This window comes from Aeromonas sp. QDB68 (genome assembly GCF_027707405.1).
GTDB classification, from domain to species: domain Bacteria; phylum Pseudomonadota; class Gammaproteobacteria; order Enterobacterales; family Aeromonadaceae; genus Aeromonas; species Aeromonas caviae.
Window position 1 is genome coordinate 17,390 of the sequence record NZ_JAPCIQ010000041.1, and the last position, 16,141, is coordinate 33,530.

A 16,141-nucleotide genomic window follows, 5' to 3' on the forward strand; every position below is an offset into this window, starting at 1 on the left:
CATTACTCTTGCCAGGATGACAGCAATGAAGACCCATTCCGATGAATTGACCCTGTTTGTGGCGGTGGTGGAGGCGGGCAGCTTTCGCCAGGCGGCGGAGAATCTCGGCATGGATAATTCCGTGGTGAGCCGCGGCATCAAGCGTCTCGAAGAGAAGCTCGCCACCGTGCTCCTCAACCGCACCACCCGCCGGGTCAGCCTGACCGAGGAGGGGAGCTGGTTCTATCAGCGGGCGGTGAAGATCCTGACCGAGATGAGCGAGGCGGAAGGGTTGCTGCTGATGCGCCGGGAGCAGCCGGAGGGCATATTGCGGGTGGACGCCGCCACCCCCTTCATCCTGCATAGATTGGTGCCCATCATCGGCGAGTTTCGCCGCCGCTACCCCGCCATCGAGCTGCAACTGCACAGCTCCGAGGGCTTCATCAACCTGATGGAGCGGCGGGTGGACATGGCCATTCGCATCGGCGAGCTGACGGACTCCTCCCTGCGGGCCCTGCCGCTGGGCCGCTCGCGGCTGCGGCTGCTGGCCTCCCCCGGCTATCTGAAGGCACGCGGTACCCCGCGCCAGCCGGCTGACTTGCTGGCGGGCCACGAGCTGCTCGGTTTTTTGCACCCCGATCACCTCAATCATTGGCCCCTATTGAGCGAGGAGCAGGGGGACAGGTTCGCCATCACCCCGACCCTGCGGGCCAGCAGCGGGGAAACCTTGCGTCAGCTGGCGCTGGCGGGGCAGGGGATCGTCTGCCTGTCGGACTTCATGACGGGGGATGACAGGGCGAGCGGGGCGCTGGTGGAGGTGCTGGCCCGCAGCAACAGCGGCGCCTCGCGCCCCATCCATGCGGTCTTCTACTCCGATGCCCAGCGGGACATCCGGCTGCGGGTCTGGCTCGATTTCCTGAAAGAGCAGCTCGGTGCTGAGGCGTTGTAGAGGGCATGTCGACAGTTCCAACCCCCTCCACGAGGGGGAGGGGTCATTTTCTCCCACCCCTTGGCAAGGGAAGGGCTGGGATCGGGGGCGGTCAGAACAGTCGTGCTCGCCAATAAAAAGAGGCCGACATCGCTGTCGGCCTCTTTGCTTTCTTCATCTCAAGGACGCGTCGGTTACCCCATCACTCCTCTTCGGCCCAGCGGCGTGAACGTTCCACCGCCTTCTTCCAGCCGCTGTAGCGCTTGGCGCGATCGTCACGGTCCATCTGCGGAATGAACTCGCGGTCCACGCTGAACTTGTCTTCCAGCTCTTCAGAGCTCTTCCAGAAGCCCACGGCGAGGCCGGCCAGGAAGGCGGCGCCCATGGCGGTGGTCTCGATGCGGGTCGGACGCACCACAGGGGTGTGCATCATGTCAGCCTGGAACTGCATCAGGAAGTCGTTGGCCACGGCGCCGCCATCCACCTTCAGGGCTGCCAGCTTGATGCCGGAGTCCTGCTGCATGGCATCCAGCACGTCGCGGCTCTGGTAGGCGATGGATTCCAGCGCGGCACGGATGATGTGGTTGCGGTTGGCGCCACGGGTCAGGCCGACCATGGTGCCGCGAGCATACGGATCCCAGTAGGGGGCGCCCAGACCGACGAAGGCCGGTACCAGGTAGACGCCGTTGGTGTCGCCAACCTTGGAGGCGAAGTAGTCGGTGTCGCGGGCATCGTGGATGATCTTGAGCTCATCGCGCAGCCACTGGATGGTGGCGCCACCCATAAATACCGCACCCTCGAGGGCATAATTCACTTCCCCTTTCGGGCCGATGGCGACCGTGGTCAGCAGGCCGTTGCTGGAGCGAACCGGCTCGGTGCCGGTGTTCATCAGCATGAAGCAGCCGGTACCGTAGGTGTTCTTGGCCATCCCTTTTTCGAAGCAGAGCTGGCCGAACAGGGCGGACTGCTGGTCACCGGCGATACCGGCGATGGGGATGCGGGCGCCGCCGCCACGGGTGGTGTAGCCATAGACCTCGGAGGAGGGTTTGACTTGCGGCAGCATGGAGGCGGGGATGCCCAGCTCGTCCAGCATGCGCTCATCCCACTTCAGGTCGCGGATGTTGTAGAGCATGGTGCGCGAGGCGTTGGTCGGGTCGGTGACGTGCACCTCGCCGTTGGTCATCTTCCACACCAGCCAGGTGTCGATGGTGCCGAACAGCAGCTCGCCGTTCATTGCCTTCTCCCGGGCCCCTTCCACGTTGTCCAGGATCCACTTCACCTTGGTACCGGAGAAGTAGGCATCCAGCACCAGGCCGGTGTTTTCGCGAACGTACTCTTCAAGGCCCCGGGCCTTGAGTTCTTCACAGATGGCCGCGGTGCGGCGGCACTGCCAGACGATGGCGTTGTAGATGGGCTTGCCGGTGGCCTTTTCCCAGACGACGGTGGTTTCACGCTGGTTGGTGATGCCGATGGCGGCGATCTGCTCGCTGTGCAGGCCGCTCTTGGCCAGCACTTCGGTGAAGACGGAGGACTGGGTCGCCCAGATCTCCATGGGGTCGTGCTCGACCCAGCCCGCTTTCGGGTAGTGCTGGGTGAATTCGCGCTGGGAGGTCGCGACGATGTTGGCGTCCTGATCGAAGACAATGGCACGGGAAGAGGTGGTGCCCTGGTCCAGCGCAACGACAAATTTCTTTTCAGCAGACATGATGTTCTCCACGTTTTTATTTTCCACGTTGTTACACGTTGGGGAGGGCCGCTCTCAGGCGGCGGCCTCTTCTTTGTTAGACAGCTTGGAGGCTTCTTCGGTGGCGACGCGGTTGCCCGGGACGCAGGGAGCCAGCACTTTCACATACAGGGCGGTACCGATCTGGGCGCCGACGATGGGGCCAAGGATGGGGACCCAGAAGTAGGGGTTGTCACGACCACCGGTCAGGGCCACGTCACCCCAGCCAGCCACGAAGGCGAACAGTTTGGGGCCGAAATCACGGGCCGGGTTCATGGCAAAGCCGGTCAAGGGGCCGAGGGAGGCGCCGATCACCGCGATCAGGATGCCGATGAGCAGGGCGGCGGCGAAGCCTTTGGGGGCGCCGTTGTTGTTGTCACCCAGTGCCATGATGCCCAGCATCAGGACGGCGGTGATCACCATCTCGACCGCGAAAGCCTGCATGTTGGAGAGCAGGGCATTGGGGTAGGTGGAGAAGATGCCTGCGGTACCGAGGCTCTCGACGCTGCCGCGCACCACGTTGTGGGTCAGCTCCCACTGGGTGAACAGGTTGCTGTAGAGGGCGTAGACCAGGGCGGCGGAGGCGAAGGCCCCGGCTATCTGGGCGATGATGAAGGGCACCACCTTGCGCTTGTCAAAGCCGCAGAAGGTCATCAGCGCCAGGGTCACGGCAGGGTTGAGGTGGGCACCGGAGATGCCACCGGTGACATAGATGGCGATGGCGACACCCAGGCCCCAGGTAATGGAGATTTCCCATTGCCCGAAGTTGGCGCCAGCCAGCACCAGGGCGGCCACGCAGCCGACGCCGAAGAAGATCAGCAGGCCGGTGCCGATAAACTCGGCAAGGCACTCGCCAAGCAGGGTATTGGGTCTTTGTATGCTCATAGTTGTTATTCCTTATATCCACCCAGAGTAGGTTTGATGTTCCGTTTTGTTATCTTTCATTCCCATTCATTGCGCCCGAAAACGTTTCTTCTTGTTTTTTGAGCTTGCGCAAACGTTATGCTCGTTTGCGCTCGTTCTTGGACGAGAGAGAAAATAAACCTTCTGCGTCAATTCACCATACCCCCGCCACCGGAAATGTGGGCAAGATCCCATTCATTGCTAAGAAAATGTGACGAAAAGCAACAGTTGTCGGCCATATTACTCCTTAGTGAGTAGCCAAAAGCCACGCCATGCGTGGGCTGACCCTGGATGCGCGTTCACTCACTGCGTCACAATTTTTGTAATAAAACTGCAATAATTTAGCGCTCATCACAGATTAAATGTTCACAAATGAGCACAATAGGCTCGCTTGCGAATCAAGACGCGTCTGATCGCCGGCATGAGCGGGGCGTCCTCAACCGCCCAGAACAACAATAAAAGGAAGCAGAACATGCTTAGTCTCTTCAGGCCTGCACCCCATATCGACCGGCTGCCGGCCGACAAGGTGGATCCCTTCTACAAACGCATGCGTTGGCAGGTGTTCTTCGGGATCTTCTTCGGGTATGCGGGTTACTACCTGGTACGGAAAAACTTCAGTCTGGCGATGCCCTACCTCATCGAGCAGGGCTTCTCCCGCGGGGATCTGGGTCTGGCCCTCTCCGGCGTCTCCATCGCCTACGGTCTCTCCAAATTCCTGATGGGGAACGTGTCGGACAGATCCAACGCGCGCTACTTCCTCTCCGCCGGTCTGCTGCTCTCGGCAGGCATCATGTTCATGATGGGGACCATGCACTGGGCTACCTCCAGCATTGGCATCATGTTCGTGCTCCTGTTCCTGAACGGCTGGGCACAGGGCATGGGCTGGCCCCCCTGCGGCCGTACCATGGTGCACTGGTGGTCGCAGAAGGAGCGGGGTGAGATCGTCTCGGTCTGGAACGTGGCCCACAACGTGGGCGGCGGCATGATAGGCCCCCTGTTCATCCTCGGCATGGGCTGGTTCAACGACTGGCGCAGCGCCTTCTATGTGCCTGCGGCGGCGGCGGCGGCCATCGCGGTGATCGCCTTCTTCGTGATGCGCGATACCCCGCAATCGGTCGGTCTGCCCCCCATCGAGGAGTACAAGAACGACTACCCGAAGGATTACAACGAAAGCCACGAGCAGGAGTTCTCCGCCAAGGAGATCTTCATGAAGTACGTGCTGCACAACAAGCTGCTCTGGTACATCGCCATCGCCAACGCCTTCGTCTACCTCATCCGTTACGGCGTGCTGGACTGGGCGCCCACCTATCTGAAAGAGGCCAAGGACTTCAGCGTGGATCACTCCTCCTGGGCCTACTTCCTCTATGAGTGGGCGGGGATCCCGGGCACCCTGCTGTGTGGCTGGATCTCCGACAAGATGTTCAAGGGCCGCCGCGCCCCGGCAGGCATCCTGTTCATGGTGCTGGTGACCCTTTCCGTGCTGGTCTACTGGTTCAACCCGGCGGGCAACCCGACCATCGACATGATGGCCCTGGTCGCCATCGGCTTCCTCATCTATGGCCCCGTCATGCTGATCGGCCTCTACGCCCTGGAGCTGGCGCCCAAGAAGGCGGCCGGTACCGCGGCGGGCTTCACCGGCCTGTTCGGTTATCTGGGTGGCGCGGTCGCGGCCAACGCCATGCTGGGCTATACCGTTGACCACTTCGGCTGGGACGGCGGCTTCATGGTGCTCACCGTCTCTTGCGTGCTCTCCATCATCCTGCTGGCCATGACCCTCAAGCATGAGAACGAGTCGATTGCCGCCAAGGCGGCTGTCCATAAGGCATAAAACGTGATCCTGCCCTTATCGATTGGAAAAGGGATCAGGTACACTGCCAAAGGCCCCGCACCTGCCGGGGCCTTTTTTCGTCTCATCTGCGGAGTGCAAGCGTGAAGCAAACCCAACGACATCTGGAGATCCTGGACGTCCTGACCCGGCAGGGTTTCGTCTCGACTGACGATCTGGTGACCCATTTTGACGTCAGCCCCCAGACCATTCGCCGGGATCTCAACGATCTCGCCGAACAGAACAAGATCCGGCGCCATCACGGCGGGGCCTCACTGCATTCGAGCACCGTCAACACCGCCTACAGTGCCCGTAAGGTGATGCAGCTCAAGGAGAAGGAGCGCATCGCCCGGGAAGTGGCCGCCAACATCCCCGACGGCTCGTCGCTCTTTATCGACATCGGCACCACCACCGAGGCCATCGCCCGGGCCCTGCTCGACCACCGGGAGCTGCGCGTGGTCACCAACAACCTGAACGTCGCCAGCATCCTGACCGCCAAGGATGACTTCACCGTCATCATCGCCGGCGGCGAGATCCGCAACCGGGATGGCGGCATTGTCGGGGAGGCGACCCGCGACTTCATCGGCCAGTTTCGCATGGACTACGGCGTCATCGGCATCTCGGGCATCGACAGCGACGGCTCCCTGCTCGATTTCGACTATCACGAGGTGAAGATCGCCCAGGCCATCATCGCCCACTCCCGCCAGGTGTTCCTGGCCGCCGACCATACCAAGTTTGGCCGCAACGCCATGGTCAACCTCGGCAACCTCAACCAGATCCACGCCCTGTTCACGGATCAGGAGCCGCCGGAGAAGCTGATGCGACTGATGTCCCAGCATCAGATCGCCTGCCATATCTGCTGAGCTTCCCCGCACAGGCATCAGGCCGCCTCGGGGCGGCCGCTTTTTTTTCTGCCCCCTCCCGGCCTGCGGCGTCTCCCTTGCGGCGCTTAAGAGGCCAGTTCCTGGCGCTGACACTCCTTCTTTGACCCCCTGATGTTGCTCCCGCACTCGGGCGCCACGTTTGCACCGACGCTAGGCGCCTGCGAGGGATTCACGCCATCGCGTTCATCACCTTGCTTCATGGGCGCCCCCATCCGGGACTCTTTGTTCTCCTCCCTGCCCAAAATGGCTGTTTCCGGCAGACCTTAGCCTTGCCAGGCCGTCACCGACTGGCAGCATTTTTAGCATTGTGAAAACAATCGCGATCACATTTCTCTCACGAAATGTTCGTTTATTGGTTTTTCATGTTCTAATATGAGCGAAATCAAACATTGCTGTCATGGCAAACACAAAATAAGAAAGTAGGTGAACATGAGCGAACATTATGATCTGGTCGTCGTCGGCGGCGGCATCAACGGGGTCGGCATCGCGGCAGATGCGGCGGGGCGGGGGCTGAAGGTGGCGCTGTTCGAGGCGAGCGATCTCGCCTCTGCCACCTCGTCCAACTCCAGCAAGCTGATCCACGGCGGCCTGCGCTATCTCGAACATTACGAATTCCGGCTGGTGAAAGAGGCGCTGGCGGAACGGGAGGTCCTGCTCGGCATGGCTCCCCACATCGCCCGTCCCATGCGTTTTCGTCTGCCTCATCGCCCGCACCTGCGTCCGGCCTGGATGATCCGAGCCGGTCTCTTCCTTTATGACAACCTGGCCAAGCGGGACAAGCTCAAGGGGAGCTGCGGCCTGCGCTTCCTGCCACAGGACGGTCTCAAGAGCGGCATCAAAAAGGGCTTTGAATACTCGGATGCCTGGGTCGACGACGCCCGGCTGGTGGTGCTCAATGCCATGCTGGCGCGGGACAAGGGCGCCGATGTGCAGACCCGTACCCGCTGCGTCAAGGCGGTGCGCGGATCCAAGCACTGGACCCTGACGCTGGAGCGGGAAGGGGGCGAGCAGTTCACCGTCAGCTGCCGTGGTCTGGTCAATGCGGCGGGCCCCTGGGTCAAGACCTTCTATGACGAGAACCTGAGCGAGAAATCCCCCCGCGGCATTCGCCTCATCAAGGGGAGCCACATGATAGTGCCGCGCATCCATGAGCGCGAAGAGGCCTACATCCTGCAAAACGAGGACAACCGCATCGTCTTCGTCATCCCCTACCAGCAGGACTATTCCCTCATCGGCACCACGGACGTGGAGCACAAGGGCAGCCCGCGGGAGGCCAAGATCAGCGATGCCGAGATCAACTATCTGTGCAAGGTGGTCAATGCCCACTTCACCAGGCAGATAAGCCCGGCAGACGTGGTGTGGACCTATGCCGGGGTGCGCCCCCTGTGTGACGACGAGTCCGATTCACCCCAGGCGGTGACCCGGGACTACACGCTCGAGCTCAGTGGTGAATCCGACGGCGCGCCGCTGTTGTCGGTGTTTGGCGGCAAGCTCACCACCTACCGCAAGCTGGCCCAGGCCGCCTGCAACAAGCTCAAGCCCTGGTTCAGCCAGATGGGAGAGGACTGGACCGCCTCCTGCCGGCTGCCCGGTGGCGAGTTCGACTGCTCGGTGCGTGAACTGGCGCGTGCCTTTGCGCTGGAATTCGGCTGGCTCGACGATCGCAGCGCCCTGCGCATCGCCGAATCCTATGGCGCTCATGCCCGCCTCTGGCTGAAGGAGGAGCGCGGCCAGCACTTTGGTGCCGGGCTGTATGAATCTGAAGTGCGTTACCTTATCGCGCGCGAATGGGCCTGCAGCCTGGAAGACATTCTGTGGCGCCGCAGCAAGCTGGGGCTGCGCCTGTCTGAATCCGAACAGCAGCAGCTCGGTGCCTGGCTGCTCGAGCACCACCACGCCCTGCCCGAAGCCTGCTGATGACCCATGGCGGGCGGCCTTTGCCGCCCGCCGTCAAACTGCAATAAACCCCTGCTATAACAATTACCTGCATCCTACACACCATAACAACGAGATCTCTTGATGAAGCAACCTCACCGTACCCTGATAGCCCTTGGCCTCGGGGCTGCCCTGGCGCTGCCCGCACTGGCGGCCGACGAAGGCAAAATCGTGATCGCCCACCGTGGTGCCTCCGGTTACCTGCCGGAACACACCCTGGAATCCAAGGCCCTGGCCTATGGCATGGGCGCCGACTATCTGGAGCAGGACTTGGTGATGACCAAGGATGACCAGCTGGTGGTGATGCACGATCACTTCCTCGATGGCATCACGGACGTGGCCGAGCGCTTTCCCGGCCGGGCCCGCCCGGACGGTCGCTACTATGTGGTGGATTTCACCCTGGACGAGGTGCGCTCCCTGCGCATGACCGAGCCGTTCCAACTGGTGGACGGCAAGCAGGTGCCGGTCTATCCGGCGCGCTTCCCGCTGTGGAAGTCGAGCTTCAGGATCCACACCTTCCAGGAAGAGATCGAGATGATCCAGGGGCTCAACAAGAGCACCGGCAAGCACATCGGCATCTACCCGGAGATCAAGGCTCCCTGGCTGTTCCGCCACGAAGGCAAGGACATCTCCAGGGCGGTGCTCAAGGTACTGAAGGAGTACGGCTACACCAGCAAGAGCGACAAGGTCTATCTGCAGTGCTTCGATGCCAACGAGCTCAAGCGCATCAACGGCGAGCTGATGCCCGCCATGGGCATGGATCTCAAGCTGGTGCAGCTGATGGCCGAGACCGACTGGAACGAGACCATGGTCTACGACGCCAAGGGCAAGGCGACCCCCTATGACTACGACTGGATGTTCAAGCCGGGGGCCATGAAGACCATCGCCACCTATGCCGAGGGGATAGGTCCCTGGAAACCCATGGTGGTGACCGAGCCGGGTACTCCTGGCAAGCCGGTCTTCACCGGCATGGTGAAAGAGGCCCATGCGGCCGGCCTCAAGGTGCATCCTTATACCTTCCGTCAGGATGAGGGGCAGATCCCGGCCTATGCGAAAGACTTCACCGACCTGCTCAACATCTTCCTCTACCAGGCCGATGTGGACGGGGTATTCAGCGACTTCCCCGACAAGGCGGTCGAGGCTATCAAGGCTCACGGCAAATAATAAAAGAAGAGCAACACGGGCATGCAAGCGGGGCCAGGTGCCCCGCTTTTTTGTGCCCGGCATTATCGCCGGGATGAGGGGCCGGATAAGGGGTCATGAGAGGGGGCAGAGAGATGATATTGAAATGGATGGGTGTAATTAAATGTTTACGATTTGAGGCTGTTCTGGCCTTGCGAGTCGCTACTTTTGAGTTGTTTCACTCTGCATTCTTGGTCATTTATCCATCTGCCAGCGTGCAAATACGCTAGTTTCACTTGATTGTTTGTTTTTCCTTGGTAAGGTGGGGGCGGTTGCGTAACAAAGTGCTGACTTGTGTAAATAAAAATATACGGTTAGCGCCCTTGGCTTGAAACAGTAGAGAGAATGAGAAGATGCAAAGAGATCCCCTGAACAACATCCATATCCAGTCCGAACAAGTGATGATCACGCCTGCCCAGCTCAAGGAGAAACTGCCCATCTCCGATCGCGCGTTGGCATTCGTGCAAGGGGCCCGCAATACCATCGCCGACATTATCCACCGTCGCGATCACCGCCTGCTGGTGATCTGTGGTCCCTGCTCCATCCACGACATGGACGCCGCCAAAGAGTACGCAACCAGACTCAAAGCGCTGCATGACGCCTATCAGGACTCTCTCTACATTGTCATGCGGGTCTACTTTGAGAAGCCGCGCACCACGGTCGGCTGGAAGGGCTTTATCAACGATCCGAACCTGGATGGCACCTTTGACGTGGAGCTGGGTCTGCACCGCGCCCGCGAGCTGCTCTGCTGGCTGGCCGAGCTGGAGTTGCCGCTGGCCACCGAGGCGCTCGACCCCATCAGCCCGCAATACCTGGCGGAGCTCTTCTCTTGGTCGGCCATCGGTGCCCGCACCACCGAATCCCAGACCCACAGGGAGATGGCGTCCGGCCTCTCCATGCCGGTCGGCTTCAAGAACGGCACCGACGGCAACCTCGGCACCGCCATCAATGCGCTGCAGGCGGCCTCCAGCCCCCACGCTTTCATGGGGATCAACCAGCAGGGTCAGGTCGCGCTGCTGCAGACCCAGGGTAACCCGGATGGTCATGTGATCCTGCGCGGCGGCAAGCACCCGAACTACGACTCGGTCAATGTGTCGCTGGCGGAAGAGGCGCTGGAGAAGGCGGGTTTGCTGCCCGGTCTGGTGGTGGATTGCAGCCACGGCAACTCCAGCAAGGATCACCGGCTGCAGCCCAAGGTGGCCGACAACGTCATTCACCAGATCCAGGAGGGCAACCGCTCCATCATCGGGGTGATGCTCGAATCCAACCTGTTCGAAGGCAACCAGTCCAGCGAGCAGCCCAAGTGCGAGATGCGCTACGGCGTCTCCATCACCGATGCCTGCATCGACTGGGAGACCACGGATGCGCTGCTGGCCCGCTGCCACAGCCAGCTGGCGGCACCACTTTTGGCCAGAACATCGGCATAAGCCGTGGTATCTTGTTGTAACTGATTGAACCATCGAGGTATCACGGCCCACGCAGTGATACCTTGTTGCCTCTTGAATGACAGGGCGTCGCTGCGGGCGGCGCCAGCAGGGACTGGACATGGCGGAAGAGTTGAATGCCCTCAGGGACAAGATAGATGCGGTGGACAAGCAGCTGATTGATCTGCTGGCTGCCCGTCTCGCCCTGGTGGGGGAAGTGGGGGAAGTGAAGAGCCGGCACGGCCTGCCCATCTACGCGCCGGATCGGGAGGCGAGCATGCTGGCCCGCCGCCGCGCCGAGGCCGAGGCACTGGGGGTGCCGGGGGACCTTATCGAGGATGTGCTGCGCCGGGTGATGCGCGAGTCCTATATTCTGGAGTCCGCCAGCGACAAGGAGCACCACTTCAAGTGCATGAAGCCTGAGCTCGGCAAGGTGGTGATCATCGGTGGCCAGGGGCAGCTTGGCCGCCTGTTCGGCAACCTGTTCAGCCTCTCGGGCTACCGGGTCGAAACCCTGGGTCAGGCCGATTGGCCACGCGCCGACGAGATCCTGCACGGCGCCGGGCTGGTGATGGTGGCGGTGCCCATCGACGTCACCTGCCAGGTGATCGACCGGCTCGGCAACCTGCCGGCGGACTGCCTGCTGGTGGACGTGACCAGCGTCAAGAGTGAACCGCTTGCCCATATGCTGGCGGTACACCAGGGGCCGGTGCTGGGGCTGCACCCCATGTTCGGGCCGGACGTGGCGAGCCTCGCCAAGCAGGTGATCGTCTGCTGTCAGGGGCGCGAGCCCGCCGCCAGCCAGTGGCTGTTGGAGCAGATGACCATCTGGGGGGCGCGTTTGCAGCAGGTGGAGGCCAAGGCCCACGACGAGGCGATGACCTTCATTCAGGCGCTGCGCCACTTTGCTACCTTCGCCTACGGCTGGCACCTCTCCCGGGAGCAGGCCAACATCGACCGCCTGCTTGCCTTAAGCTCTCCCATCTACCGGCTGGAGCTGGCCATGGTGGGACGGCTGTTTGCCCAGGATCCCCACCTCTACGCCGACATCATACTGTCGTCGCCGCAGAACCTCGCGATGATCCGTCGTTACTACCAGAACTTCGGCGAGGCGCTGGGCCTGCTGGAGCGGGGCGACAGGGAGGGCTTCATCGAGGCCTTCAGCCAGGTCTCCGGCTTCTTCGGCGAGCGGGCGGAGGAGTTCCTGCGCGAGAGTCGCACCCTGCTGGCCCAGGCCAACGACCGTCGTCATCACGGCTGATGCACAAAGACATCCATACAAAAGGGGCCTGATGGCCCCTTTTTAATGTTGTTTGTGCTGCACCGATAACCAAGGTAGATGAAAACACAGGTCTGGGCGTGAAATCGCCCTCTTTCATTCGGCAGGCGGTTGACGCAAGTCGGCGTCATGCCAGCCCAGCGGCAGGGTGAGCAGCTGATCGATCAGCTCCCGGCGGTCGGATTTCTCCAGATAGGCGAGGTAGAGCGGGCGGCTCAGGGATTGGCCCCCTTCCACCAGATGAAGCTGCCCCTGCTCCAGGAAGGGGCTCACCATGCGCCTTGGCAGGTAGGCGGCGCCACCGTTGGCCAGCACGAATTGCAGGGCCATGCTGGCGGAGCTTGAATGCAGCACCGGGGTCTTCTGCAGGCTCTGCAATCGGCTCGATGGCGGTTCGAAGCTGGTGCCCCAGTCGAGATGAATGTGGGGCATCTGCATCAGGCTGTCGGCGTTTGCGGCCGGCTCCCGGCTCACCAGTTCGAACACCAGCTCGCCGATGGGGTGCAGGGCAATCTCGTCGATCTTGGTCGGCTCGGAGAGCAGGGCGAGATCGAGGGAGCGCTCCAGCAACTGGCGACAGAGGTGCTCGCGGGAGGCGGTTTCGAGGCGCACCGCGAGGCCGGGGGCCAGGGCATAGACATGGTTGAGCCAGTCGTTGAAGTCGAGCTCCCAGAAGACGGCGGGGGCGCCGATGGCAAGCTGCTGGCTGAAACCGGGGGAGAGGGCCACGTCCTGCTTGGCGCGCCCCAAAGTATGCAGAATGGCGTCTGCGTAGGGCAGCAGACGCTCACCGGAGGCAGTCAGGCGGATGTTGTTGCGATGACGGGCAAACAGGCTGACCCCGAGTTGCTGCTCGAGCTGGCGGATCCGGAAGCTCACCGCCGACTGGGTCAGGTAGAGATTTTCAGCCGCCCGGCCAAAGTGCCGGGTCTTGCTGACCTCGATGAAGGTCCGAAGCAGCTCGGTATCCATTAATCGAGGGACTCGTCGCTGCCGCCACCGCCGCCTTCAAAGCTGCCACCCGCATCTTCATTGGCGCCGCCTGCGACGGTGCACAGACGGTGCACGCGCTTGGGACCAATCACCTTCAGGTATTTGAACCACACCTTGGCGTGGGGGTTGTTGCCGGCTGCGCCGGATTTGACCTGTTCGATAAAGGCACTTTCTACGTCATCGCGCGGGGCCAGGTTGCCCTGATAGAGCGCCAGCATCACGGTGCCATATTTTTCCAGACTGTCCGCTTCGGCCACGGTGAATTCGCCACTGCGACGCAGGCCACGGGGAAAATGTTTGAAGTCGTTGAAACGCTTGTCTGATTCGAAGCTCATAGTGCTCTTGTTCTGGTTAGTTTGACCTTTGCGGGCAAGTATCATCAGGCCGTCGCAGAGTGCAAAATCAATTTTCTTACTATGTTAATAAATATCTTTTATCGAACAGGGTTTGTCGCATCCCGAGGGGGCATTTTGCGGTGCGCTGCACAAAAAAGCCTGAAAAATAGTGGAGTTATGTCAGATTTTGTACAGGAAAAACCGCTCAAAAACGGGCTCGGAAGCTAAAAATAAGGCGCCGTATGGCGCCTTTTTATCATCATGACTGAGCTGAACCCGAGTGCGCGGCACTCACTCAATCATGGCTGGCTGTGCCAGGTTGTCGGCACGCCACAGACGATAGCGCACCTCGTACTCCTGGGGCACATAGATGACGAAGGGCAGCTTGGAGTTGTAGTTCACGAAGAAGCCCTGACCGTAGATCTGGACGAAACTCTCCTTCTTCTGGCCATCTGGGCAGGCCATCAGGGTGCTGACGGGGCCGGTGACCTGGCCCAGGGTCAGGTAGTTGTAACCCCAGCCCTTGACGCTGTGCTGTTCCAGATTGCCCGCGAAGCGGGGCAGGTTGCAGTCGACCAGCATCTTCTTGCCGACTTGCAGCTCGACCATCATGTCGGCTTCGTTCTCGACTTCTGGCAGACGGATCACGACACGTTCCTGGTTCACTTCGGCGGCGGGGAACATGCTGATATCAAATTTTTTCGGTTCGGCGGCGAAGGCATGGCCACCCAATAACAAGGCGCCCAGCAGGCTAAAACGCAACACGGTTTTCATCTGTACCTCTTGGGATTGGTTCAACGCCGCTAGACTAACCGCTCTGCCGGTTTCATGCCAGCGCTGCGGCGTGCAAAACCGCCCTGAACAGGCATCACATGACGCAATTTGATGCTTTTTTGACGGCCAGGGTCACCCTGCCGCTTCTTGCCTCGTGTCAAAAAGGGGGCCGAGTGACCCCCATGGCCAGGCTGTCACCTCACCAGCAGAACCTGTTTCGCCCAAGAGCGGGGGGCGCGCTGGGCGACGGAGCCGCTGGTGATGTCCAGGTAAGCGACGCCCTGAAGGGCCGGCACCGGGGTGGAAGACCAGAGATAGACATAGCCGTCGTTCACCTCCTTGCCATTCCCGGCCATGGCGCGGGGGAAGATGGTTTCGTTCAATGCCGGTTTGTAACAGGCGGACTCCAGAATGCTGGCGAGCTCCTTGATGGTGGGCAGGCGCCAGTCGTGATGACCACCAAAGCCATACAGGGCATGGCTCGGTTCGGTGCGGATCCGTTCCGCCGTCTGCAGTGCCTGTTGCCAGTAGAGGCGGGTGGGTTCCCCCTCGCAGCTCTGGTTGCGCCAGGTCTGGCCGAGCTGGCAGCGCATCCAGGTCAGACCGGGCCCCTGTCGGTGACAGTGCCGTTGCCGTGATCCTGGAAACGGGCGGTGGGGCTGGTACGGGGCAGGGCGTCGTCGCAGATGGCGATGGCCAGTGCCAGGGGGCTGCACAGGGTGAGCAGCAGGGTCAGAAGATACTTGTTCATCGGGTTACCTCGGCCACCAGGCGCAGTTGCAGACCGTTGGCGTCATTGCTGTTTTGAACTGGGGTGGGATAGTCGGCACCGGCGTCCTCGCCGAGGAAGATGTGGGCGATGGCGCTCAGAGGTGCGCTCTCCAGCCGACGGGACGGGGTCAGGGTCTGGCTCCAGTAATAGCCATCGAAGCCATCTTAAATGCGAAAGGGGACTCCCTCCGACGTAGGTGGGAGGGGAATTTCGCCGGGGCGTCAGCCCCGCTGGTTTTGAATGTATTGCTTGATCACCTCCAACGGTGCTCCGCCGCAAGAGCCCGCAAAGTAAGAGCGTGACCAGAGTACGGGTTTGCTGTAAGCACCTCTCAAGTCCAGAAATTCATTACGCAGTCGCCTTGATGTGACCGCCTTTAACGAGTTCACCAGTACCGATAGCTGCACCGTTGGCGCGTACTCTATCAGCATGTGAACATGATCAGCCTCTCCGTCACACTCTTTCAGTTCCGCACCAAAATCTCTGCAAACCTCTGCCGCACACTGACCGAAGGAAGCGTGATGCAGATCCCCCAATATCGGCTTTCGATACTTGGTGATAAACACCAAATGTACGTGCAAAGCGTAGGCCGCATGGCGTGATTTATTAATTTTAGTGAATTGCATTCTGTCACTCAATCGGGCTTAATAGATATGGCAATAATGCTACACACTGAGCGCTAAATGCAAATTCTGAAAGCCTACAAATTCCGACTCGAACCGACCGAACAACAAGCGCAACGCCTGCGCCAGTTGGGCGGTTGTGCTCGTTATGTCTGGAATCACGGGCTGGCAGAAACCAAACGCATTCTGGATGCTGGCGAAAAACTGCCTTCTGCCTTTGAGCTGAACAGGATGCTCACCAGTTGGAAGAAAGACCCAGAAATGGCCTTTCTGGCCGAGGCATATACCGACAACCTCCAGCAGAAGCTCAAGGATTTGCATGGCGCGTGGATGCGCTGCTTTGATAAGAAACTCGCCGCCAAGGCACCCGTATTCAAGAAAAAAAGCGACAACCGCGACGCTATCCGGTTCGTCAACTTCGACAAGTATTGCCGCCTTGAAAAGGGTCGCGTGAAGCTGCCTGCCGGGCTGGCGTGGGTCAAGTTCCGTCAGTCCCAGCCAGTTGAAGGGAAAATTAAAAACGCGACCGTCAGCCAAGCAGCCGGGCACTGGTATATCTCCTTTCAGGTCGAGCAGGAGACG

Annotated in this window: 14 protein-coding genes and 2 pseudogenes; 8 read left to right on the forward strand and 8 right to left on the reverse strand. The window is 60.7% G+C overall.

Going from position 1 to position 16,141, the window contains the following annotated elements:
- Positions 1 to 25 precede the first annotated feature (25 nt).
- Positions 26 to 928 (forward strand): LysR substrate-binding domain-containing protein, encoded by a 903-nt coding sequence (locus PG892_RS13075; protein WP_052815814.1) that lies wholly within the window; start codon positions 26 to 28, stop codon positions 926 to 928.
- A gap of 181 nt (positions 929 to 1,109) precedes the next feature.
- On the opposite strand, the gene glpK is transcribed toward PG892_RS13075, so the two are convergent.
- Together glpK and PG892_RS13085 are read right to left on the reverse strand one after the other, a co-directional pair.
- The gene (glpK, locus tag PG892_RS13080) at positions 1,110 to 2,612 is read right to left on the reverse strand and encodes a glycerol kinase GlpK (protein WP_010674229.1); all 1,503 of its coding nucleotides are present in this window, start codon (positions 2,610 to 2,612) and stop codon (positions 1,110 to 1,112) included.
- Between the two features lie 54 nt (positions 2,613 to 2,666).
- A complete protein-coding gene (locus PG892_RS13085) occupies positions 2,667 to 3,515 on the reverse strand; it encodes an MIP/aquaporin family protein (RefSeq protein ID WP_042880435.1) in 849 nt (282 codons plus the stop codon).
- Positions 3,516 to 4,005: 490 nt separating this feature from the next.
- Between PG892_RS13085 and glpT the strand changes: the two genes are divergently transcribed.
- The 6 genes from glpT to tyrA all read left to right on the forward strand — a co-directional run bounded on the left by glpT (position 4,006) and on the right by tyrA (position 12,044).
- Positions 4,006 to 5,361 carry a glycerol-3-phosphate transporter gene (gene glpT, locus PG892_RS13090; RefSeq protein WP_161653537.1) on the forward strand — a complete coding sequence of 452 codons (1,356 nt, stop codon included), beginning with the start codon at positions 4,006 to 4,008 and terminating at the stop codon, positions 5,359 to 5,361.
- A 101-nt stretch (positions 5,362 to 5,462) separates the two neighbouring features.
- Entirely contained in the window at positions 5,463 to 6,221 is a 759-nt protein-coding gene (locus tag PG892_RS13095; protein WP_010674233.1) for a DeoR/GlpR family transcriptional regulator, read from the forward strand.
- Between the two features lie 450 nt (positions 6,222 to 6,671).
- Positions 6,672 to 8,159: a glycerol-3-phosphate dehydrogenase gene (gene glpD / locus PG892_RS13100; RefSeq protein ID WP_223917204.1), complete on the forward strand. Its 1,488-nt coding sequence runs from the start codon at positions 6,672 to 6,674 to the stop codon at positions 8,157 to 8,159.
- A 102-nt stretch (positions 8,160 to 8,261) separates the two neighbouring features.
- Positions 8,262 to 9,341 (forward strand): glycerophosphodiester phosphodiesterase, encoded by a 1,080-nt coding sequence (gene glpQ / locus PG892_RS13105; protein ID WP_042015914.1) that lies wholly within the window; start codon positions 8,262 to 8,264, stop codon positions 9,339 to 9,341.
- Between the two features lie 371 nt (positions 9,342 to 9,712).
- Positions 9,713 to 10,786, forward strand: a complete 1,074-nt coding sequence (locus tag PG892_RS13110) for a 3-deoxy-7-phosphoheptulonate synthase (RefSeq protein WP_010674236.1) — start codon at positions 9,713 to 9,715, stop codon at positions 10,784 to 10,786.
- A 118-nt stretch (positions 10,787 to 10,904) separates the two neighbouring features.
- Entirely contained in the window at positions 10,905 to 12,044 is a 1,140-nt protein-coding gene (gene tyrA / locus PG892_RS13115) for a bifunctional chorismate mutase/prephenate dehydrogenase (RefSeq protein WP_048207358.1), read from the forward strand.
- Between the two features lie 114 nt (positions 12,045 to 12,158).
- Here tyrA and hdfR read toward each other — a convergent pair whose 3' ends face one another.
- The 6 genes and pseudogenes from hdfR to tnpA form a co-directional block, all read right to left on the reverse strand.
- Complete coding sequence (hdfR, locus tag PG892_RS13120; RefSeq protein ID WP_039038620.1) at positions 12,159 to 13,034, reverse strand: HTH-type transcriptional regulator HdfR; 876 nt, start codon at positions 13,032 to 13,034, stop codon at positions 12,159 to 12,161.
- A complete protein-coding gene (locus PG892_RS13125) occupies positions 13,034 to 13,390 on the reverse strand; it encodes a DUF413 domain-containing protein (RefSeq protein WP_010674239.1) in 357 nt (118 codons plus the stop codon). Before PG892_RS13125 ends, hdfR begins: the two co-directional genes overlap by 1 nt.
- 291 nt (positions 13,391 to 13,681) lie before the next feature.
- On the reverse strand, positions 13,682 to 14,164 hold the full coding sequence (eco, locus tag PG892_RS13130) for a serine protease inhibitor ecotin (protein WP_010674240.1): 483 nt from the start codon (positions 14,162 to 14,164) through the stop codon (positions 13,682 to 13,684).
- Between the two features lie 194 nt (positions 14,165 to 14,358).
- A pseudogene (locus PG892_RS13135) lies at positions 14,359 to 14,915 on the reverse strand (Lcl C-terminal domain-containing protein).
- Positions 14,912 to 15,094, reverse strand: a pseudogene (locus PG892_RS13140) (DUF1566 domain-containing protein); the annotation flags it as partial. The pseudogenes PG892_RS13140 and PG892_RS13135, both read right to left, overlap by 4 nt.
- A 63-nt stretch (positions 15,095 to 15,157) precedes the next feature.
- Positions 15,158 to 15,562 (reverse strand): IS200/IS605-like element ISAs26 family transposase, encoded by a 405-nt coding sequence (gene tnpA, locus PG892_RS13145; protein WP_021141233.1) that lies wholly within the window; start codon positions 15,560 to 15,562, stop codon positions 15,158 to 15,160.
- A gap of 57 nt (positions 15,563 to 15,619) precedes the next feature.
- Here tnpA and PG892_RS13150 point away from each other — a divergent pair.
- A partial coding sequence (locus tag PG892_RS13150; protein ID WP_223918499.1) for an RNA-guided endonuclease InsQ/TnpB family protein occupies positions 15,620 to 16,141 on the forward strand: 522 nt, incomplete at its 3' end.

Coding starts and splice junctions, on each gene's coding strand:
- tyrA (WP_048207358.1), top strand. CDS start 10,905: ATGGCGGAAGAGTTGAATGCCCTCAGGGACAAGATAGATGCGGTGGAC.
- glpT (WP_161653537.1), top strand. CDS start 4,006: ATGCTTAGTCTCTTCAGGCCTGCACCCCATATCGACCGGCTGCCGGCC.
- eco (WP_010674240.1), bottom strand. CDS start 14,164: ATGAAAACCGTGTTGCGTTTTAGCCTGCTGGGCGCCTTGTTATTGGGT.
- glpQ (WP_042015914.1), top strand. CDS start 8,262: ATGAAGCAACCTCACCGTACCCTGATAGCCCTTGGCCTCGGGGCTGCC.
- PG892_RS13125 (WP_010674239.1), bottom strand. CDS start 13,390: ATGAGCTTCGAATCAGACAAGCGTTTCAACGACTTCAAACATTTTCCC.
- PG892_RS13110 (WP_010674236.1), top strand. CDS start 9,713: ATGCAAAGAGATCCCCTGAACAACATCCATATCCAGTCCGAACAAGTG.
- PG892_RS13085 (WP_042880435.1), bottom strand. CDS start 3,515: ATGAGCATACAAAGACCCAATACCCTGCTTGGCGAGTGCCTTGCCGAG.
- PG892_RS13075 (WP_052815814.1), top strand. CDS start 26: ATGAAGACCCATTCCGATGAATTGACCCTGTTTGTGGCGGTGGTGGAG.
- tnpA (WP_021141233.1), bottom strand. CDS start 15,562: ATGCAATTCACTAAAATTAATAAATCACGCCATGCGGCCTACGCTTTG.
- glpK (WP_010674229.1), bottom strand. CDS start 2,612: ATGTCTGCTGAAAAGAAATTTGTCGTTGCGCTGGACCAGGGCACCACC.
- glpD (WP_223917204.1), top strand. CDS start 6,672: ATGAGCGAACATTATGATCTGGTCGTCGTCGGCGGCGGCATCAACGGG.
- hdfR (WP_039038620.1), bottom strand. CDS start 13,034: ATGGATACCGAGCTGCTTCGGACCTTCATCGAGGTCAGCAAGACCCGG.